This window comes from Aphanizomenon flos-aquae FACHB-1287 (assembly GCF_014698755.1).
In the GTDB taxonomy this organism is placed as follows: Bacteria; Cyanobacteriota; Cyanobacteriia; order Cyanobacteriales; family Nostocaceae; genus Dolichospermum; species Dolichospermum flosaquae.
On record NZ_JACJTO010000053.1, the window covers coordinates 1 to 24,198 of the forward strand.

At 36.2% G+C, this 24,198-nt stretch carries 22 protein-coding genes and 1 pseudogene; 13 read left to right on the plus strand and 10 right to left on the minus strand.

The features are described 5' to 3' along the window. Window positions 1–226: 226 nt before the first annotated feature. Window positions 227–568 carry a hypothetical protein gene (locus H6G44_RS18170; protein ID WP_190387955.1) on the plus strand — a complete coding sequence of 114 codons (342 nt, stop codon included), beginning with the start codon at window positions 227–229 and terminating at the stop codon, window positions 566–568. Window positions 569–665: 97 nt separating this feature from the next. Here H6G44_RS18170 and H6G44_RS18175 read toward each other — a convergent pair whose 3' ends face one another. The 3 genes from H6G44_RS18175 to H6G44_RS18185 form a co-directional block, all read right to left on the minus strand. Further along, complete coding sequence (locus tag H6G44_RS18175; RefSeq protein WP_190387954.1) at window positions 666–1,310, minus strand: DUF2834 domain-containing protein; 645 nt, start codon at window positions 1,308–1,310, stop codon at window positions 666–668. 12 nt (window positions 1,311–1,322) lie between these two features. After that, the gene (gene hrcA / locus H6G44_RS18180; protein WP_190387953.1) at window positions 1,323–2,399 is read right to left on the minus strand and encodes a heat-inducible transcriptional repressor HrcA; all 1,077 of its coding nucleotides are present in this window, start codon (window positions 2,397–2,399) and stop codon (window positions 1,323–1,325) included. Window positions 2,400–2,797: 398 nt separating this feature from the next. Next, a complete protein-coding gene (locus H6G44_RS18185; RefSeq protein WP_190387952.1) occupies window positions 2,798–3,157 on the minus strand; it encodes a rhodanese-like domain-containing protein in 360 nt (119 codons plus the stop codon). A 63-nt stretch (window positions 3,158–3,220) separates the two neighbouring features. On the opposite strand from H6G44_RS18185, the gene H6G44_RS18190 reads away from it, so the two are divergent. The 3 genes from H6G44_RS18190 (at window position 3,221) to cysE (ending at window position 6,393) form a co-directional block, all read left to right on the plus strand. Then, window positions 3,221–4,885, plus strand: a complete 1,665-nt coding sequence (locus tag H6G44_RS18190; protein ID WP_390802856.1) for a DUF3352 domain-containing protein — start codon at window positions 3,221–3,223, stop codon at window positions 4,883–4,885. Window positions 4,886–5,033: 148 nt separating this feature from the next. Beyond that, entirely contained in the window at window positions 5,034–5,531 is a 498-nt protein-coding gene (locus H6G44_RS18195) for a hypothetical protein (protein WP_190387950.1), read from the plus strand. Window positions 5,532–5,640: 109 nt separating this feature from the next. Beyond that, a complete protein-coding gene (cysE, locus tag H6G44_RS18200) occupies window positions 5,641–6,393 on the plus strand; it encodes a serine O-acetyltransferase (RefSeq protein WP_190387949.1) in 753 nt (250 codons plus the stop codon). Between the two features lie 17 nt (window positions 6,394–6,410). On the opposite strand, the gene mutL is transcribed toward cysE, so the two are convergent. After that, complete coding sequence (mutL, locus tag H6G44_RS18205; RefSeq protein WP_190387948.1) at window positions 6,411–8,096, minus strand: DNA mismatch repair endonuclease MutL; 1,686 nt, start codon at window positions 8,094–8,096, stop codon at window positions 6,411–6,413. 182 nt (window positions 8,097–8,278) lie between these two features. Between mutL and H6G44_RS18210 the strand changes: the two genes are divergently transcribed. After that, window positions 8,279–8,611, plus strand: a complete 333-nt coding sequence (locus H6G44_RS18210) for a rhodanese-like domain-containing protein (RefSeq protein ID WP_190387947.1) — start codon at window positions 8,279–8,281, stop codon at window positions 8,609–8,611. A 376-nt stretch (window positions 8,612–8,987) separates the two neighbouring features. Here the strand turns inward: H6G44_RS18210 and H6G44_RS18215 are convergent, their stop codons facing one another. Beyond that, entirely contained in the window at window positions 8,988–9,998 is a 1,011-nt protein-coding gene (locus H6G44_RS18215; protein WP_190387946.1) for an adenosine deaminase, read from the minus strand. 265 nt (window positions 9,999–10,263) lie between these two features. Between H6G44_RS18215 and H6G44_RS18220 the strand changes: the two genes are divergently transcribed. Then, the gene (locus H6G44_RS18220) at window positions 10,264–10,722 is read left to right on the plus strand and encodes a pentapeptide repeat-containing protein (protein WP_190387945.1); all 459 of its coding nucleotides are present in this window, start codon (window positions 10,264–10,266) and stop codon (window positions 10,720–10,722) included. Window positions 10,723–10,810: 88 nt separating this feature from the next. Here the strand turns inward: H6G44_RS18220 and metK are convergent, their stop codons facing one another. Further along, window positions 10,811–12,052 carry a methionine adenosyltransferase gene (gene metK / locus H6G44_RS18225; protein WP_190387957.1) on the minus strand — a complete coding sequence of 414 codons (1,242 nt, stop codon included), beginning with the start codon at window positions 12,050–12,052 and terminating at the stop codon, window positions 10,811–10,813. 304 nt (window positions 12,053–12,356) lie between these two features. On the opposite strand from metK, the gene H6G44_RS18230 reads away from it, so the two are divergent. Genes H6G44_RS18230 through H6G44_RS18245 form a run of 4 tightly spaced genes read left to right on the plus strand, consistent with a single transcriptional unit; the run spans window position 12,357 to window position 17,274 of the window. Continuing rightward, the gene (locus H6G44_RS18230; protein WP_190387944.1) at window positions 12,357–14,009 is read left to right on the plus strand and encodes an AAA-like domain-containing protein; all 1,653 of its coding nucleotides are present in this window, start codon (window positions 12,357–12,359) and stop codon (window positions 14,007–14,009) included. Between the two features lie 48 nt (window positions 14,010–14,057). Further along, complete coding sequence (locus H6G44_RS18235; RefSeq protein ID WP_096664137.1) at window positions 14,058–14,279, plus strand: type II toxin-antitoxin system HicB family antitoxin; 222 nt, start codon at window positions 14,058–14,060, stop codon at window positions 14,277–14,279. Further along, window positions 14,276–14,509, plus strand: coding sequence for a type II toxin-antitoxin system HicA family toxin (locus H6G44_RS18240; protein WP_190387943.1), 234 nt, complete (start codon window positions 14,276–14,278; stop codon window positions 14,507–14,509). Before H6G44_RS18235 ends, H6G44_RS18240 begins: the two co-directional genes overlap by 4 nt. 26 nt (window positions 14,510–14,535) lie before the next feature. Further along, entirely contained in the window at window positions 14,536–17,274 is a 2,739-nt protein-coding gene (locus H6G44_RS18245) for an AAA-like domain-containing protein (RefSeq protein WP_190387942.1), read from the plus strand. A 79-nt stretch (window positions 17,275–17,353) separates the two neighbouring features. Here H6G44_RS18245 and H6G44_RS18250 read toward each other — a convergent pair whose 3' ends face one another. Together H6G44_RS18250 and H6G44_RS18255 are read right to left on the minus strand one after the other, a co-directional pair. Then, window positions 17,354–17,650, minus strand: coding sequence for a type II toxin-antitoxin system RelE/ParE family toxin (locus tag H6G44_RS18250; protein ID WP_190384659.1), 297 nt, complete (start codon window positions 17,648–17,650; stop codon window positions 17,354–17,356). Then, window positions 17,647–17,940 (minus strand): hypothetical protein, encoded by a 294-nt coding sequence (locus H6G44_RS18255; RefSeq protein ID WP_168651434.1) that lies wholly within the window; start codon window positions 17,938–17,940, stop codon window positions 17,647–17,649. The genes H6G44_RS18250 and H6G44_RS18255 overlap by 4 nt, the downstream gene beginning before the upstream one ends. A 256-nt stretch (window positions 17,941–18,196) precedes the next feature. Here H6G44_RS18255 and H6G44_RS18260 point away from each other — a divergent pair, with 256 nt between their 5' ends. Next, a complete protein-coding gene (locus tag H6G44_RS18260; protein ID WP_190387941.1) occupies window positions 18,197–18,586 on the plus strand; it encodes a CU044_2847 family protein in 390 nt (129 codons plus the stop codon). 63 nt (window positions 18,587–18,649) lie between these two features. Here H6G44_RS18260 and H6G44_RS18265 read toward each other — a convergent pair whose 3' ends face one another. After that, a complete protein-coding gene (locus H6G44_RS18265; protein ID WP_190387940.1) occupies window positions 18,650–19,651 on the minus strand; it encodes a phosphoribulokinase in 1,002 nt (333 codons plus the stop codon). Between the two features lie 950 nt (window positions 19,652–20,601). Between H6G44_RS18265 and petH the strand changes: the two genes are divergently transcribed. Next, window positions 20,602–21,954 carry a ferredoxin--NADP reductase gene (gene petH / locus H6G44_RS18270; protein ID WP_190387939.1) on the plus strand — a complete coding sequence of 451 codons (1,353 nt, stop codon included), beginning with the start codon at window positions 20,602–20,604 and terminating at the stop codon, window positions 21,952–21,954. 140 nt (window positions 21,955–22,094) lie between these two features. After that, a complete protein-coding gene (locus tag H6G44_RS18275) occupies window positions 22,095–23,384 on the plus strand; it encodes a homoserine dehydrogenase (protein ID WP_190387956.1) in 1,290 nt (429 codons plus the stop codon). A gap of 238 nt (window positions 23,385–23,622) precedes the next feature. Here H6G44_RS18275 and H6G44_RS18280 read toward each other — a convergent pair. Further along, window positions 23,623–24,198 (minus strand): annotated as a pseudogene (locus H6G44_RS18280) (hypothetical protein); the annotation flags it as partial.

Genomic DNA, 24,198 nt, shown 5'->3' on the forward strand with positions numbered 1-24,198 from the left:
GGTTAATGCTATTACTGATGAAAATGCTCTCAATTGGTTTAATCATTGTGGATTGTTTTTTGACCCTATTTAGATAGCTATTCTTGTACTGGACTTGATATCAAACTGCTGTAATATATGCACTTAATAAACCCTATAGTAAATATTAACCTATATTCTGCAAGACATTTACGTATAATACCCTGTAAAGTTATAATGAGACATAAACTTCTTAATCAGGGTAATTATGAGCTTTTTAATGAAAATTGCCGGCTTGGGGTTGCTGATTTTTGGTATTTACTTAGTTGGACAAAATATTTTTTTTACAACTAACGTCTATCCTTACTGGTGGCGAGGAATTTCTGCTGATATTTCAGTATTAGCACTTACATTAGGTGTACTAATACTAATTTTCTTCCCAGAAAGTATGAAAGATCTGGGATGGATTGCTATTTTTGTCGGTATTATAGCGGTATTTATCAGTAGTCGTGCCATTCTCAGTCCTACTAGTTTATGGGAATTTTTCCTCTCCTTGATTTGTATGACCTCTGGTTATAAAATGCTCACAACTAGACAATCACCTTTTTGATTTGAATGTCTTTATATAGGTAGGAATTTTGGCTGTTGCTGAATCAATACAGGATTTAGTTTTCTAATTTTCTATTTTAATTCAGCAATGCCGAATTTTAAATTGTTTGATGTTCTATTTTCACAGGTGGCCGGATACACAAATATATTAAAGCTCCTAATAAAGGTATTGCAAATAACCAAAATAATTGATTATTTTGCCAACCCCGTCGCTTCATATCATCTCCTAATAATGTGGAAAATAATAGACTCAACATCACAAAATCTAAACTCATGACATGAATAAACCTGTTACTTTGCCACTGTTGCAGAAAATCACCCCAATCTCCTTGTAAACCAAATATCAATAAAACTGTCGCACCGATAGTTAATAAAATTCCTAAAATCCGAGAATCTAGAATTTTCAGAAATAAATTTTTTTCACCAACAAATGTTTGATTATTTTCTCTTAAAGCTAAATATGGTAAAAGAGAAAAAGCACCTAAAGCGAAAGAACCAGTAGCAAATGGCCAAGCTGGAATTTTTTGACCTCTACCATCAAAAAAGACCACCGCACTATATATAAAAGGCCAAATCCCCATGATATTAAATAAAGATATAATCAGAGGATTAATCCCTTGCCAATTTCCTGTAGAGAGATTTTTGATCAATTCAAAAGTATCCGGTTGTTCGGGAGGAGCAAGGAAAAAAGCATAGGAAATAAATCCTAGCCATAATAGACCAAAAGTAATTTTTCTCATCATGATTTAAGGAAATTAACTAAAAGCTTCCGAGAGATAATCTGCTGCTGCTGCAACCACAGCGATCGCACTTTCATAGTCTAACCTAGTTGGGCCCAAAACGCCCACACTTCCTGCTGGTACAGAACCCCGACGATAAATAGCAGAAATCAAAGTACAAGTCCGAATAGGTGCAAGAGTATTTTCTGCGCCAATCCGCACCGTTACCTTATACTTGTTTGTATCATCCATTTCTGCATCTTCACAAATTAAATGCCAAAGTTGGTCTTGTTGTTCTTCCAACAATTGCATAATCGTCTGTACTTGCTGTACTTGAGAAAACTCAGGTTGTCGTAAAACCTCTCCAATTCCCCGCACCATAATTTGTGTAGTTGTTGGTGACAAAGCGCGATGAGTTAATTCTACCAAAGAACTTTTTAAGAACTCCCCATAAACTCGAAATTCTTGATCTAATTCACTCCAATCAAGATAGCCTATTTCTAATAAACTCCGTCCTCGTAAGTGGCTATTTAAAAAGTTAGAAACTATCTGCAATTGACGATCAATTACCTCCGCTTCGGGTTTAATTTCTGATATTGATGGAAATAAATCCATTACCTTAGAATGGGTTTCATAACTGTCTGTCACCACAATTAACATAATCTGCTCAGACTCAATTTGCACCAGTTGCAAATGTCGTAACTTTGCTGTCGTGGTTTGCGGCATAGTAATCAAAGTAATACAGCCACTTAATGTTGCTAAAATTTGGGCAGCACCTTGTAATAAAGCTTCCAAACTCCAATCTTCCCAATGCAGATGTTTTTGTAATGCGGTTTCTACCTCTTTAGCTAAAATTTCTGATGGTTTGATTAATTGATCAACATAAAGACGATAACCAGAATCAGAAGGAATTCTACCTGCAGAAGTATGTGGTTGATAAAGTAACCCCGATTTTTCTAAAACAACCATGGCAGTGCGAATAGTAGCAGAGCTAATACCTAAATCAAAGCCATCAATTAAAGCTTTAGAGCCTACTGGCTCTGCCGTAGCAATATAATGACGTACCGTTGCATTAAGTATATTTTGTTGACGATTAGTTAGATGAACTTGCATAAGTGATATTTTTACTGAAGGCAATCTTAATCAAAATTCAAAAAAATGTCGTTTTGACGACAAAAACTGAAAAAACAATTAATTATTAATTAAAGTAAGATAGCAGATTATATACTTATATTGTATTGATTGAATACAAAATTTACGACAAAATTTACCTTCAGCGTTTATTTGCTGTATTTTTCATGACGATATACCTGAAAACGAAAAAAAAGAAGATGAATTTCCATCTCTTTCAGTATTATCTCATATTCTATCAACTTAAGCTGTGGTTTTAGTTACAAAATATCACAATCTATTTATAAAAATTTTGACTGACCCAGGAAGGGAGCAGGAACGAGATTTTCTTCCCTCCTCCTCCTGATTTCTGGGTACAGCCCCTAGTCCCCCACTATTTTCTAATATTGGGGAACATAAGGATCAACTAAGATAGAATAAGCGGAAATACCACCCGTAATATTCTTAACATTAGTAAATCCTTGATCAACTAACCATTGACACATTTGAGCGGAACGCATACCATGATGACAGAGAACAAAGGTTTCTGCATGAATATCAAAGCGGCTAGAGATTTGCCCAGACCATTGTTCATATTCGCTCAAAGGAAGATTGACAAAACCATCTAGCTGTGATAGGGCCAGTTCTTGGGGTTCACGCACATCTATTAATTGAAGCTTTCCTTTATCATCAGCAAGACGTTTTGCTAATTCCTTGACAGTAATTTCGGAAAAAGGTTGATCAAATGATGTATTTTTCATGCAGTTGTTCTAAAAAATCCTATACTATTCATGTTGGCAGAAAAGTTAGAAAATATAAAGAATGTGAATAGTCAACACTCAACAAAAAATATTAAACTTCCTCTCCTCGTAGCTGGTGTTATCACCCTGTTATTAATTGGTATTGTCTGCTTTTACTGGGTTGCTGGGAAAAATCCAGTTAGTCTTATAATTCGCAATTCTCAACCCGGTGCAGCTATCTTTGTTTCCAAGTCTTCACCAGCCATGGTTTCCTTATTGGTAAATCCCGACGCTTTACAGACCATAAAATCAAAAGGAAAATTTTTTCAACTCAACAATAGTCTATTGGTCAAAAATAATCTAGATTATAAAAATGACATTAAACCCTGGTTGAGTCACGAAATTACCCTAGCTGTAACTACTATTGATATAGACCGTGACCCAGATAACGGACTAGAAGCGGGGTATTTAATGGCGCTCGCAACTGAAAAACCAGAAAAAAGCCGCGAGTTTTTAGAATTGTTATTTTCTAAACGGGCTTTTAGTGGAAATAATTTAGGAATTGAACGATACAAAGGTGTCAAGGTTATTTATGATCATCCAGAATTTATACCAGACTCAAAAATCCAACCTGGTTTAGCAGGTGCAATTGTTAATAATTTTGTTTTGCTGGCAAATTATCCTCAAGTTATTAAAGAGGCAATTAATAATTTACAAGCACCAGATTTAAACTTAATTAGTTCTCTGGAATATCAGAAAGCTACTCAACAAATTCCTGAAAATGCTGTAGCTGTAACTTTCTTGAATTTGCCCCAAGTTGCTAAATGGCAAGGATTAGAATTGGCAGAATCAACTTATCATAGCCAAATTCTATCCTTAATTTTAAATCCCCAAGGTTTGCTCACAGAAAGTACATTTTTAACAACTTCAGAAATTGTACATCCATCTTTGTCAACATCTCAACCTGTAAGAGCATTACAGTATATTCCAGAATCAACAGTCTTTACAATTGCCGGTGCAAATTTGAGTAATTTAGGTAATAGCAATTTAGCAAAACTATGGAAACAAGGAACAGCAACTATCTATGGTTCTAGTGAAAATGCTATTTCTCGGTTAGTACAGCCTTTAGTAGCTATCCAGAACAATTGGAATTTAAATTTTACTCAGGATATTTTTCATTGGGTATTAGGAGAATATGCTTTAGCTTTATTACCTAATTCAGAAAATACAATTCCTAACTGGTTATTTGTGGTCGAAAAAACGCCAGAATTAACAGCCTTGATAGCACGTTTAGATCATATTGCCAGTACCAGTGGTTTTAATGTTAGTTCCTTAACTTTAGACGGACAGACAATATCAGCTTGGACACAAATTACAGCCCTAAGTGAAAATAACACATCTATTAATATTGATGCAAAAATTAAGGGAGCGCATACAACTTTAGATAATTATGAGATTTTCACTTCTGACTTAAAGACACTCAAAGCAGTTTTGAGTCAAAAACAAAAATCTCTACTAGAAAATACCCAATTTCAAAATGCTATGACAGCAATTCCCCAACCCAACCAAGGGTATATTTATCTAAACTGGGAAAATAGTCAAAATATTCTCAAACGTCATTTACCTCTGCTTAAATTTGTAGAAGTTTTGGATAAGCCGCTTTTTGATCATTTACAATCGCTGACAATTAGCAGTTATAACAGTGAACCAGGAATACTTAAAGGTGGAGTATTCTGGCAATTGCATTAAAAAATAAAATAGGGTGATTATACCATATTTCAGCTAAAAAAACCTGTTGTCTGTGTCACATTTTTCTGTGGCACAGATACCACTAAATGACGATTTTTTCGATAAAATTAGTATACATAATCACCTTTATTGTTTGTAAGGAGCTAAAATGAAATATCATCATCTCCGGTTTTACTCTCAATTGGTATGGCTTTTAACTTTAATAACATCGACAATTGCAACATCTGCATTAGCACAAACGGCGAATTTTGCGGAATTGAAACTATCACCAGGTTTTAAAGCATCCCAAGGAACAATAATTGGCAACACAGGTGGTACTGATCTCTTATCCAATATCAGTAATCGTGACCAGAATCAAAACGTCTGTACTGGCTTTGCTACCACTAATCCAGATCATATCCTCATTCTAGAACAAGACTTTGACAAATTGAAAATATTAGTTGACAGTGGTGGTCAGGACACGACTTTACTCATTAAAGGTCCAGAGGGAGCAGATAATGAAACAGTTCGTTGTGGTGATGATACTGATAAAAACAAAGATGCAAGTATAGACAGTAAACAATGGAGAAAAGGTACATACAAAATTTGGGTAGGTACATTTGATTTGGGATTAAGGCAAAGCTACACATTAACAGTGCAGCAATAGCTAATTTGTAATTCCTAATTTCTAATTACTAGGAACTACCCAATCTCCAATCGCCAAATCACGATAATATGGGAGGGTAGCTGGTTGTGCTATCAAGGGTACTATTTCAATGTTCTCTAGACTTCGTAGCGATTTTCGCATCATTTTTGAACGTGACCCCGCAGCCCGGAATTGGTTGGAGGTTTTGTTTTGCTATCCAGGTTTGCAAGCCCTAGTTTTCCACCGTTTTGCACACTGGTTATGTAGTCTTGGTATTCCCTTTTTCCCCCGCTTGATTTCTCACACTGCTCGGTTTTTAACCGGTGTGGAAATTCACCCAGGGGCTGTTATTGGTGAAGGTGTATTTATTGACCACGGAATGGGCGTAGTCATTGGGGAAACAGCTATTATCGGCAACTACGCGCTGATTTATCAAGGTGTTACTCTAGGAGGAACAGGTAAGGAAATCGGTAAACGTCACCCCACATTAGGCGAAAATGTCGTCGTTGGTGCGGGTGCAAAAGTTTTAGGAAATATCGAAATTGGTGATAATGTCCGTATTGGCGCAGGTTCGGTGGTGTTGAGAGATGTACCATCTAGTTGTACCGTTGTCGGTGTCCCTGGACGCATTATCTACCGTTCTGGAGTCCGGGTTGCGCCTCTAGAACACAGCAATTTACCGGACTCAGAAGCTCAAGTAATTCGTGCCTTGGTTGACCGCATTGAAGCACTAGAAGAGCAAATTCAAGCTCTGCAAATCCCCGGAAAAACTCCGGTTTTAGCCGCTAAATTAACTCTCGAAGCCGAATTACCAAAAGAACATAATTTCTGTAATCTTAGAGATAAAAAGATTCAGGAATTTTTTGACGGTGCGGGAATATAGGGAAAAGATAAAGAAGTTCAAATTCCATGACTTTTCCCAATTACCCAACTTCTTCGGAAAAACCGCGCTAATGCCGATTCTTCTAAAGATAAATAAATTGGTCTACCATGGGGACAGGTGCGTGGGTTGCGGGTACGTTGCCAATTATCTAATAAGGTCTGCATTTCTGGTAAACTCATTTTTGTACCATTACGAATTGCACTCCGACAAGCAACCGCAACTTGAGCAGTTTGTAAATCCCCTCCCCAGCTTAATTCTAAAATTGCCTCAGTATAATCTTCATGTTGTTTTAACATCATTGGGATGTTACGCACTGCCCAAAGTTTATCACCAAAAGGTTCAATATCTAAACCAATACGTTCTAGTTGAGAAACCTGCGCTGGTGATAATTGATAAATAATAATTGGAGTTTCTACAGGTACTAATTGCCAATGATCACATAATTGTTCATATAATACTCGTTCATGGGCTATATGTTGTTCTATTAACCACATTCCTCCCGAATGTTCAGCAACAATATAAGTATTACTTAGTTGAGCAATGGCTTTTAAATAATTTTGATTTTCAGAATTTTGGGAATTTTCAGAATTTTGGGAATTTTCAGAATTTTGAGAATTAAATTTATATTCACCTTTAGATTCTGCTACTTTTAATAAATTACTAACTCTGGTTGTATGAACAGATTCTTTAATATTAGTTTCGGAAATAAGCAGTGATTTATTAATACCTTCAGTAATTTGTTCTTGCCAAAAAGTCAATTCATGCAGATAAATTTCTGTTTTCGTTGGGTTACGATTCCAGTTAATTTGTTCAGGAGAAATAGTCAAATGTAAAAAACAAACAGGATAACGATCACGTGGTAATGTTTTATGAAAAGCTGATAAAATGGTTTGCTCTAATTCTGGTGATTTAATCATTCTACCATTAATTGCCACCTTCACCCAATCAGGACGATGACGATGACATCTATCGGGTAATCCTATCACAAAATGCAAAGATGAATTTTCTAGATTTGGTATTTGGAAATTGACTTCATGTAAATCACCTTCTCTTACCTGGGGGAGAATTTGCGGAATTAGTTTTCCTACGGTTAGTACAGGACAAATTGTAAACCATTCTTTGTCATTTTGCCAAACTTGGTAATTAACATGAGGATGACACAAAGCTATTTGTTGAATTACCGCTTGTACATATTTTAATTGCTGACTTATCCCGGGTAAACCTTGACGACGGGCTTCACAGTTGGCAAATAAATTATTAACTGTTACTATAGTACCCGGTGCGATCGCAACCACTTTTACCTGTGTTACCTCTCCTTGATTATTATAAACAATTTTCCAACCTTCACTTTCCTCCAATGGACGACTTAAAACTTCTAAATCCGCCAAAGTTGTTAAACTATGTAATGCTTCACCACGAAACCCTAAACTGTTAATTTTCCATAGGTCTGCACTAGAACGAATTTTACTTGTACTATGTGCATTTGCGGCCTGTTGTAAATCATCTAGATTCATACCACAGCCATTATCAGCTACACGCACTCGCCACATTTGCGGCCATAAAGAAATGACAATGCGCGTTGCTCCTACATCTAGAGAATTTTCTACCAACTCCCTCACAACAGCCACCAAAGAATCAATGACCTCTCCTGCGGTAATTAGATATACAACCTCTCTTGGTAAAGCTTGAATAGTAGATACCATTATGAATAATTACAAATTAAAAATTAAAATTTATTTGACAGTGTAGAGAATCAGCTTACAATATTATGAAGACAAAGTTATTTTTTCTAAAATCTGCTGTTATTCTAAAGAAATACGAATTAAGAAGATATATCTGCTAAATTTCTGATTAGACTAGACGAGATTAGACGCGGGAGAAGCTTATGAGTATTGATTTAGTTGCTGATGTTAATGACCTCAGAACAAGTCTCCAATGGGGTCAACCGGCTTTTACAATTATTGATGTGCGCGACCGCTCAACATATAATCAGAGTCGTATCACCGGAGCAATTTCTATTCCCCTCAATGACTTAGAATCTCGCGCCGGGTCTTTATACAGAGAACGCCAAACCTACATTTATGGCGAAAATGACAGCCAGTCAGGACAAGCTGTGAGAACCTTACAATTCCTTGGTTTTACAGCCGTAGCTGAACTTAGCGGTGGCTTACAGGCTTGGAAATCCATTGGTGGTGCTACAGAAGGTACAAAAGATTAAAAGAGGCAAGGGGCACTTAACAGGGAAGAAAATTAATCTTGTATGAGTCCCTCTTTACTACAGCCCGTTTAGTTTGAGTGAGGTACACCTTATGCGGGCTTTTCGGCCCGCACCACAAGAATTGTATCATGAATATCTGTATTTTGTGGGATAGGCATCCTGCCCGTCCTTGATGATTAGCAGGTTTTTCAGACTGCACCACAAGAATTGTATCATGAATATCTGTATTTTGTGGGATGGGCATCCTGCCCGTCCTTGATGATTAGCGGGCTTTTCAGACCGCACCACAAGAATTGTATCATTAATATCTGTGCTTCCTAATCCCGGAAACTGCTGTATCTTGAACCTTGGCCAGATCTGAGTTTTCCCCTATTCCTTACTGCAACAACCCAGTTAATAAAGATGCTGGACGTTGACTGTGAGGCCAAGCAAAAGCATGGCGGAAAGCTGCATCTTGACAAGCTTGTAATTGTTGGAAATTAATAATATCATAAGTCAAAAGATTTTCATATTCAAACGGGAGACGCATATTATGTAATCCCGCATTATCAGTACAAATGGCGATATCAACTCCTGCTTCAAAACAACGGTCAAAAACTAATTTAAGTTGACGGATATCCTGTAAAGTCCCAGTTTTTAAGTAAGTTGTCGGACAAACTTCTAAACATTGCCCTCTTCTGGCAATTTCTGGCAGTAATTCAGGATACAAAAGAGGAATTTGGATACCGTGACCAATTCGCATTAAATGGGGTAATAATTCTGGATAACAACCATCTTTAGTTTCATAAAGATGCCCCGTGGTGTTAATACCCAATGAATGGGCATAATTATATAAACTTATCCATTCTGCCATGCGTTCAGCATAATGGCGATCGCCACCAGCCACATCTATGGCACAGACATATTTTCTATTTTGTGCGGCTAAATCAACAATTGCCTGATTTACCTCAAAGGGTAAACGGGAGTGCATACAGAGAATTTGACTAGTAATAATGGGATACTCGGGTATATGACTAGATTTACCCACAATATCTACAATTTCCGCCATTTTATCAATTCTTTGACTTTGACTCAAATGTTCAGAAGTTCGCAAATAGGGAGTATAGCGTAATTCCAAATAAGCCAAATCCTCAAAAATGTAAGCGCCGCGTAATAAACGGTAAATAAAATAGGGTAAAGTTTCCACAGTTTGCACACTTTCCACTAGCGTATGCAATTCTAGATACTCATCTAAAGTATTACGGGGACGAGTATAAAAATCTTCAAATTCTGGATATTCAGGAAAGCGAGAAATTAACTCAGTATTATGACGCTGGAAATACCGCCATAGTACACGAGGTACAACTGAACCACCTAAATGCCGATGCAATTCTGCGTGTAAAGCCATAGTGGTATTTTACCAGAAAAACTTCATCAATCTTAACAAGAACTACCATAAAAATCATGGTCTTACTAAAACTATTTTGCTCTTTTTCGTTGTCCCAAAAAATATTTTTAACACCAGTCTACCTATTGGGCTGTATGGACTAAATTAAATCTATCTAAAGAAATATCAAGCTTGTAATTTAAATCAACATTTTTTTAGTCAATTAGTGGGATAATAAACCTGTGAGGTAAAGAACGGACATAACTATATTAGAGGGGTAAATTTTATGAAGCTTCAAATATTAGCCGCTATAGCCCTAATAGCTCCCCTGTTTCTAGCTAATTCAGTTCAAGCTGGAAGCCAAAGAGATTTAACAAAACTTTTGTCAACTGGAGAATGTATCCAGTGTAATCTATCAGGACTTAACCTCAGCGGTGCTCATCTGATTGGTGCAGACTTGCGAGACGCAAACCTTCAGGGCGCTAACCTGACAAATGCTAACTTAGAAGGTGCTGACTTAACTGGAGCAAACTTAGCAGGTGCTAATTTAACATCAGCTTTTGTTACCAACGTCAATTTAAAAAAAGCCAATTTAAATGACGTAAATCTTACCCGCGCTACAGTGAATGATTCCAACGTCTATCAAGCATCTATGAATAATCTTAACATTACCGATGCTGGTATATATAATACAGGAATCGGTATTGGTGGTGAAGATGGAGCTAATTTTCCTGATTGGGATTAAGTTTAACTTAGGAAAGTCTCAAGAAAGAGGTTATAGATAATTAAATTGTCTACAACCTCAAAGTATATCTTGGTATCAAACTAACTGATTAAGCAAGTGCTGCTTTTTTTAGTACATCTACCTTATCAGTCTTTTCCCAAGGTAAATCTAAATCCGTTCTTCCCAAATGACCATAAGCCGCAACGTCCTGATAAAAACGTCCGCCTCTTTCACTTGGTAAGTTACGTAAATTGAATACATGGATAATTCCCGCTGGACGTAGTTCAAAGTTTTCTTTAACTAAGTTCAAGAGAATTTCATCATCTACCTTACCCGTACCAAAAGTATCCACAAAGATACTCACAGGCCGCGCTACACCAATGGCGTAACTGAGTTGGACTTCACATTTTTCTGCTAACCCAGCCGCAACAATATTTTTAGCTGCATAACGAGCCGCATAAGCCGCAGAGCGGTCTACTTTTGTGGGATCTTTACCAGAAAAAGCACCACCACCATGGCGAGAATAACCACCGTAGGTATCAACAATAATTTTCCGTCCTGTTAAACCGGAATCGCCTTGAGGTCCACCAATGACAAACTTACCGGTGGGGTTAACCAGAAATTTGGTTTCCTCACTTGGTTTTACGGTAATATCACCAAATATAGGTTCTACTACTTCTATCCATAGGTCAGCTTTAATTTTAGCCTGTACCTCAGCATCATCGCTAATATCGCCAATGGTAGCTGTATGTTGGGTAGAAATTAAGATAGTGTCAATACCTACAGGTTTTCCATCTTCATAAACTACGGTAACTTGAGTTTTACCGTCAGGACGTAGGTAAGGGAGAATACCAGCTTTGCGAACTCCTGCCAATCTTCGGGCAATGCGGTGTGCTAAACTGATGGGTAAAGGCATAAGTTCTGGGGTTTCGTTGCAAGCAAAACCAAACATGATACCTTGATCACCGGCACCGATTTGATCGAATAGTTCTTCACTATCCTGATTCCGGGTTTCCTGAGCAGTATTTACACCTTGTGCAATATCCGCTGATTGTTCATCTAAGGCAATTAAAACACTGGCACTATTCGCAGAGAAGCCATTATCAGCATCAGTATAGCCAATTTCTGCAATTTTTTTGCGGGCAAGATTGACGTAATTAACATGAGCTTTGGTGGTAATTTCTCCGGTAATTAGCACCAAACCCGTATTAACTACAACTTCTGCGGCTACACGGCTATTAGGGTCTTCTGCTAATAGTGCGTCAATAATGGTATCTGAAATTTGATCACAGATTTTGTCTGGATGACCTTCTGTAACTGACTCGGAAGTAAATAAATAACGTCGAGACAAAGGAATTTCCTCCTGAGAGCATTTTTTCACTGATGAAATACATCAGTTACTAATTTCTGAAATCATAACAATATTTACAGTTTTTGGGATAAGTATCTTTTTTCTCAGTATATAAAGTTTTGTATGTATAACAAAAGCTATCAGTTAGTCTTTGAGAAGTTGAGCATCTACCAGAAAAGTCCTCTGTTACCTGAGTTTGGACTACTATTACGGTTTTTACGGTTTCGATAACTATGTTGGTAACTATAAAGGATATAATATTTCATATACACAGTATTGGTAGTATCTTCACAAAAAGACGGTGATGAAAAGAATTCTTATTTTGACCGCTAACCCTACTAACACAAAACCGTTGCGGGTAAGCGAGGAAGTCAGGGAGATCAAAAGAGCTTGGGAGCGTTCCCAAAACCGTGAAAAATTTGAAATTATTGTGGAAGAAGCAGTCCGTCCTCAAGAATTTCGTCGTACCCTATTAGGACATAAACCAAATATTGTGCATTTCTCAGGACATGGTGGAGGAGAACAGGGTTTAGCTTTAATGGGAGATAATGGAGAAGCCTTTTTAGTTAAAGTTGCTCCTTTAGCCAAATTTTTTAAAGCATTACAAGAAATCTTTTTTATTGATTGTGTTTTTCTCAATGCTTGTTATTCAGATGTACAAGCAGAAGGTATTTATCCTTATGTTAATTATGTTGTCGGGATGAATCAAAAAATTGGTGATGAAGCCGCTAAACAATTTGCTATTGGTTTTTACGATACTTTATTTGCAGGACAATCAATTCAAAGTGCTTTTGATTTAGGATGTAATGCGATTGAAATAGAAAATATTCCAGAGCATTTAACTCCGGTTTTGAGGACAAAAGATTCAACAACTAAAAAAGCTATGATTCAGGGTGTACCTGAGTCGAAATCTGAACCTATTCAACCAAGAGATATTAATATTCCTTTTGAAAATTTAGATGGTCAAGTCCCCCTAAATTCCCCTTTCTATGTTGAACGTCCTCCCATTGAGGCTACCTGTTATAATGCTATTCTAAAACCTGGGATATTAATTAGGATTAAAGCACCTCGACAAATGGGGAAAACTTCATTAATGAGTAGGATTTTATATCAAGGAGAAAAGCAAGGTTATCAAACAGGATTTATTAATTTATGGAGTCGAGAATTATTTAAAAATCTGGATAGTTTTTTAGAGTCTTTTTGTGCCAATGTCAGTTTAGAATTAGGGATTGAAGAAAAGATAGATCAATATTGGAAACCTCAACGTTATAGCAGTCAAACTAATTGTACAAATTATTTCCAATCCTATCTTTTAAAAGAATTGAAACAGCCTGTAATTCTAGGATTAGATGAGGTAGATAGAATCTTTCAATATAGTGAAATTGCTGATGAATTTTTCACTATGTTACGTTCATGGCATGAAAAAGGCAAAAATAATAAAATTTGGCAAAAACTGAGATTAGTTATTTCCCATTCTCAGGAAGTTTATATTTCTTTGGATGTGAATAAATCTCCTTTTAATGTGGGTTTACCAATTGATTTAAATAAGTTTAGTTTGGCACAGCTTCAAAATTTAGTTAAACGACATGGATTACAATGGTCAGATACAGAAATTAATCAATTAATGGGGATGATTGACGGTCATCCTTATTTGGTGAGAACAGCATTATATCATATTGCTACTAACGACTTAACTTTAAAGCAATTTTTAGAAATTGCCCCCACTGAAGAAGGATTATATGAAGATCATTTGTATCGTCATCTTTTGATTTTAGAAGAAAATAAACAATTAAAATCAGCTATGTTAAAATTGGTTAATAGTGATGAGGCTGTTACATTAGAACCAACTTATGCGTTTAAATTAAAAAGTATGGGATTAGCAGAATCAAAAGGTAATAAGGTAATTCCCCTGTGTAATTTATATCGTATTTATTTTAGCGATCGCTTGCAAGATTAGTTGATGTCATTTAAAATATAACAAAGTAGATCCCCCTAATTTAAAACCATGACTAAAATTTTCACCGCTTATATTGAATATGATGCCGATACCAAATTATATGTAGGAATTATTCCCGCTATTCGAGGAGTTCATACTCAAGGAGCGACTTTAGACGAATTACAACAGAATTTAAAGGAAGTCTTAGAATTATGTTTAGAAGAATCTCAAGAAGATTTAAGTCAATTACCTCAATTTATCGGTATTCAACAAATTGAGGTGGCTTCATGAGTCGCTTACCTATTGTTAACTATAAAACGCTGAATCAACTTTTAATAAAGTTGGGTTTTTCCGTAGTTAGACAAAAAGGAAGTCATGTCTTTTATCGTCATTCTGATGGAAGAACAACAACTGTACCTAATCATCAAGGGAGAGATTTAGCAAGACCACTGTTAAGAGAAATTTTAAAAGAAATTGAATTAACTGTTGATAATTTTAATGAACACTTACAAAAGCTTTAATTTTGGTATTTTGCAAGGACATAAAAATGGAAAATATAAACTCAGTGAATTATGAATATCAAGTAGGTGGTTCGCTCCCAGCTTCTGCTCCTACTTATGTCACCAGAAAAGCCGATAATGAACTATATCAGGCTATAAAAAAGGGAGAATTTTGTTATGTTTTAAACTCCCGACAAATGGGTAAATCTTCTTTAAGAGTTCAAACAATGAAACGACTTAAAGAAGTAGATGGATTTGCTTGTGCTGCTATTGATTTAACTGATATTGGTTCAGCGAATATTACTCCTTTACAATGGTATGCAGGAATTATTAATGAATTAATAAATACCTTTGAATTAAATGAAAAATGTGATATAGATAGTTGGTGGGATAAATATGATCAAGAATCTTTGTCTGCGGTGAATTTCTTTGGTAATTTTCTCCGAGATATTCTTTTAAAATATGTTGAATCAAATATCGTTATTTTTATAGATGAAATTGATAGTATCATCAGTTTAGAGTTTAATGTTGATGATTTTTTCGCTTTAATTCGCTCTTTTTATAATCGTCGAGTTGATAATACCGAAGATAATCGTCTCAGTTTTGTATTATTAGGTGTAGCTACTCCCAGCGATTTAATTCAAGATAAAACTCGCACTCCCTTTAATATTGGTTATGGAGTAGAATTAACAGGTTTTACCTTTGCAGAATCTCAAGCATTAGCAAAGGGATTAAGTGTTAAAACCAATCAACCTGAGAAGTTATTAGAATTAATTTTAAATTGGACTGGAGGACAACCTTTTTTAACTCAAAAAATATGTAATTTAGTTTTAAATTCTTCTGATTTATCTGAAGGAAATGAAGAAGAATGGTTAGATAATTTAATTAGAACTAATATTATTGAAAATTGGCAAGCAAAAGATGACCCGGAACATTTACGCACCATCGAAAGACGCATTTTAATTGATGAACAAATGGTAGGTGAATTATTAGATATTTATCAAAAGATTTATCAACAGCGAGAAATAGTTAGTCAGAATACTGGAGAGGAAGGAAAGTTACAGTTATCGGGTTTAGTGGTGAAAATAAATAATTATTTACAGATTTATAATCCCATTTATCGAGAGGTTTTTAATCAACAATGGATTGATAATCAATTAGCTGATTTACGTCCCTATTCTGAGTCTTTGAATGATTGGGTAAAATCAGATTATTCACATAAGCACCTGTTAAAAGGTAAGGTGTTAAAAGAAGCTACAGTTTGGGCAAAAGATAAAAGATTAAGCTCTTTAGATAAACGGTATTTAGATGATTCTCAAAAATTAGAATACAAAAGAAATATTAAGAATATATTTGTGGTTTTCGCAAGTGTTGCTACAGGGGTGGTAGTTGGACTTATCGTTGCATTTAGGTGGTATCAGTATAAATATGCTTTTTGTCCTATTGGAGAAAGAATAGAAGGGAGTGATAAATGTGTTAGAAATATTAAAACTAGTGGTGAACAATCTAAAATATTTATCGATGATATAAATTTTCATCTGGATAAGGGAAGCGAATATTTTAAAAAAGGAGATTATGAAAATGCAAAGAAATTTTTTTATTTAGCTACAGAGGCTAATCGTAATGACCCAATTCCCCAAATATATTTGAATAATACTAAAGCCAGGTTAGAAAGTCAAGCAGGGAAAGGAAAACCTTTAAAACTAGCAGTTGTAACTGGAATTGATTTTTACGGATCTACGTCCAAAGAAATTTTTAGAGGTGTAGCTGATTCTCAAGATGAATTTAATAAAAGTGGAGGAAAAAATGGCAGATTACTAGAGATAGTTATTGCGAATGATGGTAATGAACCACAAATATCAAAAAAAGTAGCAGAAAAGTTAGTTAATGAGTCAGATATTTTAGGAATTATTGGACATCATGCAAGTGAGAGTAGTGAGGTAGCAATACCCATTTACAGACGAAAAGGATTAGCAATAGTATCTCCTTCAAGTTCTAGCAGCAAATTGAAGGACGATGTATTTTTTCGAGTTATCCAAACTACAACAGAAGCAGCCAAACTTTATGCAAAGTATATCAAAAATACTTTACATTCAGATAGTATAGCAATTTTTTACGATCAGAAAAGTGTTTATAGTCAAAGTTTGCAAGAAGATTTTATAAAAGCTTTTGATGATTTAGGAGGAAAAGTTGATATTAATAATACTTCTGTTTTTGATCGGGAACAAACAAGTCTAACAGATATTGATGCAGAAATTGATAATATCATCTCAAACCAAATAAAAACAGTTTTTTTAATACCTGGTGTAAAAACAAGTTCAGTATTAAGAGCTTTTGCAAGAGCGAGTCAGGAAAAAACAAAAAAACTGAACATAGAAAACCTGAACATAATATTCCCTATGTCTGTTTTTGAACAGCCAACTTTAGATATAGGAGGTGATGCTGTTGAGGGTGCAAGTTTGTCCACACCTTGTGTAAACAAAACATCTTTATATATGAAAGGTGCAATAAAAAGATGGCAACAAAAAAATATTTATTGGCGTACCATGACTGGATATGATGCAACCCAAGCATTCATTGGAGCTATTAATAAATCATCGAATGAAGCGACAAGATCAGAAATTCTCAATAATTTGAAAACTCTGACACTCCCTGTTGAAAAAACCTCTGGCTATGGATTAAATTGGTCAAAGGAAGATGACTATTTGTATCAATCTAATATTAATAGTTTATATTGTATGTATAAGATTGAAAATGGTCAATTTAAAGAGGTTTTGGTTAAGTAGTCTACCAGAAACTTATCCAATTTATTCCACATTAGGGACAATCATTGATTTTGTTGGGTTTCACTGCGTTCTACCCAACCTACTGATCTGAAAATTGATTTTCTATGTCTCTAGATTGATGAAAAATTCTCACAATTTCTAAACTTGCAGAATCTTGAGTATAGAATATAATATATGGCTTAACAGGAAAACTACGAAGTTCTGTTTGTAGTTCGTCTCTTTTTGTTCCCATATTAGGAAATTGAGCTAACATCGGAAATTTATCAAAAATCTGTGCAATTTTTTGGTCTGCTAATATTTCATTTTGTTGAGCGAGATAAATCCAAATATCTTCTAAATCTTTCTCTGCTAGTTTGGAAATCCGAAAGCGATTCATTCAGATATTTCTCCTTGCAGATGTTCCCGACCTCGTGCTTTAATTGAAGTTATCAGAGTAGATAAATTATTTTCATCATATTCTGTATATTCACCATTTTGGAGTTGTTGAATACCTGCGGCTATATCCTGTTTTAAGGATTCAATATTTTGTGTTTTCTGGTGTTCAGTTAATCGAGAGTGTTGAATTTTTTCTACTAAGATTTGATATTCTTCTTGAGAAAGAGAAAGGATAATTTGAGTGAGAGATTCAAGAAGTCGTGTATTAATTGTAGGAATGGGTTGGTTCATAAGGCAATAATGAATGAATTATAACTTGCTTAGTTTCCTCTTCTCTTCTTTTGCGGAGTATTTCAAATAGAAAATCCTGATCTTCTTTTGATAAACTGGCCAGTGAATTAATAATTTCTTGCAAGGTTATCATAAAATCTCCGACAATTTAATCATTGGCAAATTATAGCACAATTTCCTAGTTAAAAGCTTTCCGCTACCAGAACCGTTAGATGATAATATAAATACTAACTTAATTAAAAGATAATTTACCTTTATGTTACAAATAACGCCGATTCAATTAGAAGACGGAACAATTATTTATATCGAAGCATCAGAAAACGTTGCTGTATCTATTCCCCAGCCTCCAAAAAATGAGAACCTAGATTTTCTAATTCCCACCCCTGAACAAGCAGACCGCGGTTTTAGCTTAGAAAAACTGAACGAAAAACTGAATATTAAAGAACAGGGAGACAAACTGCAAAAAACAATTCAATCTTATGCAAAACATATTATTCAATCCTTCAAAGATTTAGCTTTAGCCGAAGTTTCTGAAGTTACATTAGAATTTGGGGTTAATGTGGGAGGAATGACAGGAATCCCTTATATTGTCACAGGAGAAACTAGCAGTAATATCAAAATTACTGTTAAATGTAAATTTAAATAAGACATAAATAAAGAGGGAACATATTCAACTGTTCCCCCCTAATCTTTGACACAAACTGCTGTTTTAGACTTGAACCGCTAGTTTTGCTTCTTTAGTTGTCAATCGCTCATAAGCATCACGCATTTTCAACCCTGTCAATACTTGGAATAAACCAGTACCATTGTTAGAACCGGGGTATTCACGGTGTTGTAGTAACAAGTGAGTCATCTCACCTTGATATTTGGTAGATGTCTTGCTTAAATGAGTTTCAATGTAAATTACTTCATCAAGGTTATCAAATTGACCATCTACTTCTAAAACAGAGACGTAACGCCCATAGTAAACATCAGAACCGTAGTAAAGTTGCATACCAGGGTAAGAGCAGGTCAGTTTGCGTCCACAAGGAGTCCACTGAATTGTTGAACCTTCGTCAAACAGGTAACTTGGCTCAAAACCTTCCTTACCTTCCCTTTGTAACATTCGTACCCGTAAAACCTTACGTTCTGTATCGTTTTTGATTAAATTTGTGGGTAATACTTGCAGAACCACATCAGCAAATTCTCTTTGTGGTTCGATGAACTTTTCAAAATCGGGTTTACGAGAATTGATTTGTGCGAGAACATCTTCATAGCGGTGGCCTCTTTCAGCCATATCCCGTTGAATTTTCCAAGCAATTTTGACTTCATCACTGATATCAAAATAAACGCTGAAATCTAACAAAGCTCTCACCCGTTCATCATATAAGGGATGCAACCCTTCCACAACGACAATATGATTCGGCTCAATCCATTCTGGTGGATCAATCATACCTGTTTCGTGGTTATAAATTGGCTTATGTATTTTTTGACCTTCCTTGAGAGCTTTAATTTGCTCATACATCAAGTCAAAATTGTTTGCTCTAGGATCAAGAGCAGTTATTCCTGTTTGTTTACGTTGGATACGATCTAGACAATGATAGTCATCTAAACAGATAACTGTCATAAATTCTTCACCAAATAAATCAATCAAGCGACGTAAAAACGTAGATTTACCGCACCCAGAGTCTCCGGCTACTCCAATTAGTACCACCCGTTCTGGCTTAGTCATAAATTCCCTCTAAATACTAAATGTGTCAATCAATAATTTTTCTCACAGCAGATTTTGAATCTAGGATCTGACCCTAATGGTATCGTCCTACGTTCTGGCTATCCAGCATAACGATGACAGACTTAAACAAATAACTTTTACGCCTATAGCAGTTACCCGTCTTAATTAGCCTAATTTTATCGCTGGTAAGTATTTAATCTTAGTGTTGCCCTAAATTTTAACAGAAAGGGGTGTACTCTCACAATATCTACCTTGATAAAGAATCTATTTCCTTAGCAATTATCTGTTGAGTATTCTGCCATAGATGATACAGTTTTTTTAGAAGTAAAAAAATAGGAGTGCAAAAAAAAAGGAAAAAAGAGTAAAAACCTATTAAAAATCTGTTAGCATTTGCTAATACAGTGTAGACTTTGGCTAAAGTCAAACCACCCTAAAGCTATGTTGTAATTTCGACTTCGTACCTAATTGACCAGAAATATACTATCTATTGAGAATAGATCATTAATCAAATCCGTTACTGCACTATATATGGTAAGATGGGATCGGTGATTTTACTTCAATCAATCCAAGCAAAGTTATAATATATTCCTTAGGGATATTTTCTGGATGGAAAGGCTTTTTTGCAAACCCGGAATTTTTCCAGGATCAATATACAGTAAAATGTTTGATCAACAAGTCTCAGACTATGTAATTAAGGAAAAAAAGATTAAAGTGATTCACTATTAACATTCTCGCAAAGACTTATCCTCTAATTTAGAAGGTGAACAGGTGTGTTTTTTGCCATGCCTACTGGTCTTGGGTGAGTGTACTCAGCAAGACATCATGATAATGATGTCATTTTCCCGACTGGCCAGTTTTGTGATCCGAAAATCCGGTAAACTAAAGCTTGCATAAGAATGGGAATGATTTTTTTGATAAACGGTTAAGTAAATATCGGAGTGGTAGAAGGAATGTACAATCAAGGTGCTGTTGAGGGTGCTGCCAGTATAGAATCAGGTAGCCGCGTCTTCGTTTACGAAGTGATAGGTCTGCGTCAGAATGAAGAAACTGATCAAACCAACTACCCAATTCGTAAAAGTGGCAGTGTGTTCATCAGAGTACCTTACAACCGCATGAATCAAGAAATGCGACGGATCACTCGCCTAGGCGGTAAAATTCTTAGTATCCAACCTGTTACAGCTTTACAGCAAGTCAATCACCAAGTTGAATCGGTAACAACTGATGAAGTGGTTAGTACAACTGATGTAGTGGTTAGTACAGAAGTCAAAGCTGAGGTGAATGCTAAGAATGAGGAAAATGGTAAACCCACACCTGTGATTAATACTAGTGAAGCCAAAGGCTTTGCTAAATCAACGGCTAAGGAGAAAAAAGGCAACACCATGACTCAAGCAAAAGCCAAAAAAGATGCTCATGTTGATGTTCCTGTGAACATTTATCGTCCTAATGCTCCGTTTATTGGTAAGTGTATCTCTAATGAGACATTAGTTAAAGAGAGTGGAATCGGTATTGTTCAGCACCTCAAATTTGATATATCTACTGGCGATTTAAGGTATTTAGAAGGTCAAAGTATTGGCATTATCCCCCCTGGTGTGGATAAAAATGGCAAGCCTGAAAAGCTCAGACTTTACTCAATTGCTTCGACTCGTCACGGTGATAATCTAGATGACAAAACAATATCCTTGTGTGTTCGTCAGCTAGAGTACAAGCATCCCGAAACTGGTGAAACAGTTTATGGTGTTTGTTCTACCTATCTGACTAAAATCAAACCAGGTGATGATGTCAAAATCACGGGTCCTGTCGGTAAAGAAATGTTATTGCCTGAAGATCCTGAAGCTAATATAATCATGTTAGCAACAGGTACAGGTATTGCGCCCATGCGGACTTACCTGTGGCGGATGTTTAAAGATGGAGAAAGAAAGGCTAACCCAGAATATCAATTTCAAGGATTTTCTTGGTTATTGTTTGGTGTACCAACAACTCCCAATGTTCTCTACAAAGAGGAATTGGAAGCAATGGAACAGAAATATCCTCAAAACTTCCGTCTCACCTATGCTATCAGCCGGGAACAAAATAACCCCCAAGGTGGCAGAATGTATATCCAAGACCGTGTAGCAGAACACGCTGATGAGTTGTGGCAATTGATTAAAAATACAAAAACCCACACTTATATCTGTGGTTTGCGCGGTATGGAAGATGGTATTGATGCCGCTTTAAGCGCTGCTGCGGCTAAAGAAGGTGTAGTTTGGAGTGATTACCAAAAAGACCTCAAAAAAGCTCACCGCTGGCACGTAGAAACATACTAATTTAGTCACTGGTCAGTGGTCATTGGTCATTGGTCATTGGACAATTAAAAGAAGATAATTAGTAGGTAGGGCTTATGCTCTGCCTACAATTGTTTTATTGTTCTATATTTCTATATGAGTTCATTGTGGGTGCAAAATCTGTGGCTGTTAAATTAGGAATACTCGGATTAGGTACAGTAGGAACGGGGACAGTACAACTGTTACAAGACAAGGTAGGCCGTCACCCACTGTTACAGGAAATTGACATCTATCGAGTAGGTGTGCGATCGCTTACTAAACCTCGTGCTGTAGAATTATCTCCAGAGGTGATAACTACGGATTTAGAGGCAATTGTTAATGATCCAGCGGTAGATATAGTTGTAGAATTAATGGGGGGATTAGAACCCGCACGCACACTGATTCTCACAGCTATTAACAATGGTAAGCACGTAGTTACTGCCAATAAAGCGGTAATTTCTCGATTTGGTGCGGAAATATTTACATCTGCCAATCAAGCGGGTGTTTATGTGCTATTAGAAGCGGCCGTTGGTGGTGGTATTCCTGTGATTCAACCCCTAAAGCAATCTTTAAGCGTTAACCGCATTAGTGCTATCATGGGTATTGTCAATGGCACTACTAACTACATCCTCACCAGGATGCAAACAGAAGGTAGTGAATTTGATGATGTATTGGCAGATGCTCAGAGATTGGGTTATGCTGAAGCTGACCCTACAGCGGATGTTGATGGTTTAGATGCGGGAGATAAGATTGCCATTTTAGCATCTTTAGGGTTTGATGGGCGAATTAATCGGGAAGATGTCTATTGTGAAGGGATTCGTCAAGTCACAAAAACAGATATTGCCTACAGTGCTAAATTAGGATTTGTGATTAAATTACTAGGCATAGCTCAACATTTAGATACAGATAATTCCCAGCTTTCTGTGAGAGTTCATCCTACTTTAGTTCCGCAAAATCATCCTTTAGCTAGTATAAATGGTGTTTATAATGCTATCCTTATCGAAGGAGAACCCATTGGCCAGGTGATGTTGTTCGGTCCTGGGGCTGGTGCGGGGGCTACGGCTAGTGCCGTATCATCAGATATTTTGAATCTTGTCGCTACTCTGAAAACCAATACAGCTAAACCAAATCCTCTTTTAGCTTGTAGACATCAACATTACTCGCAAATCACACCGATTTCTGAGTTAGTAACCCGGTTTTATGCCCGTTTCCTCAGCAAAGACCAAGCGGGAGTTATTGGTAGATTGGGTACTTGTTTTGGCAATTATGGGGTAAGTTTAGAATCAGTGGTACAAACTGGTTTTCAGGGAGAACTGGCAGAAATTGTTGTTGTTACCCACTATGTTCAGGAAGGGGATTTTAGGCAAGCTTTGGCTGAAATTCAAGCTATGGAATCTATAGACAGTATTCCTAGTGTATTACGAGTGCTTTGAAGCATAAAAACATCTTCGGCTTCTTGGAGAAGTCGGGGATTTGTTATTCTATTCTTGATTAACAACAAGGTAATTCTTCCTTATCAACTCTAGCGTAACATATTTAAAATTGTTTGTCAATACCATAAATCTCTTTTTTTCGGTGGCGTTTTTGCGTTTTTTAGCGAAACATTATGGGGTGATGATGTAAATAAAGAAGACAGAGAATTGATTACCTGTCTTCTAGCTAAAGTTCGTTTTAATTGAACAAGAAATTACCACCAAAGAGGTTGATATTCGCATTGGTGCTAGTAAAACCAGATGTCTCTGATAAAGTCACTAATAATTGACCAGTACCAAAACCAGTATTAGCAGCAATACCATCACCAACTCGTACTAATGTAGAAGTACCTGATGTAATTACATCAAAATTGGCAATACCTGTAAAATTCAGTTTATCACCACCGACACCGCGCACAAATTGGTAAACTGTATCTGTAGCATCACCAAGAATGTAATTAACGTTATCTACAGCATTATCGTTTAAACCTAAATACAGGGTATCGTTACCTAACCCACCATTGAATGTATCACTATTTGCACCACCGATGAGGATATCGTTACCACTAGTGCCTGTCAGAGTTAGACTAGAAGGACTACCGATTTTACCATCACCATTAGCATCTACACCAAATTTAGTTTCTTGAGTTAAAGCTTCTGCCGAATTTAATCCCCAATTTCCCTCAGCAGAAACCCAATTCCAGTTACTATCTAAATGCCAGATATGTAGGAAGTTTCCAGAAACGTTTTTCCAAAGAACTTGATTATCTCCATT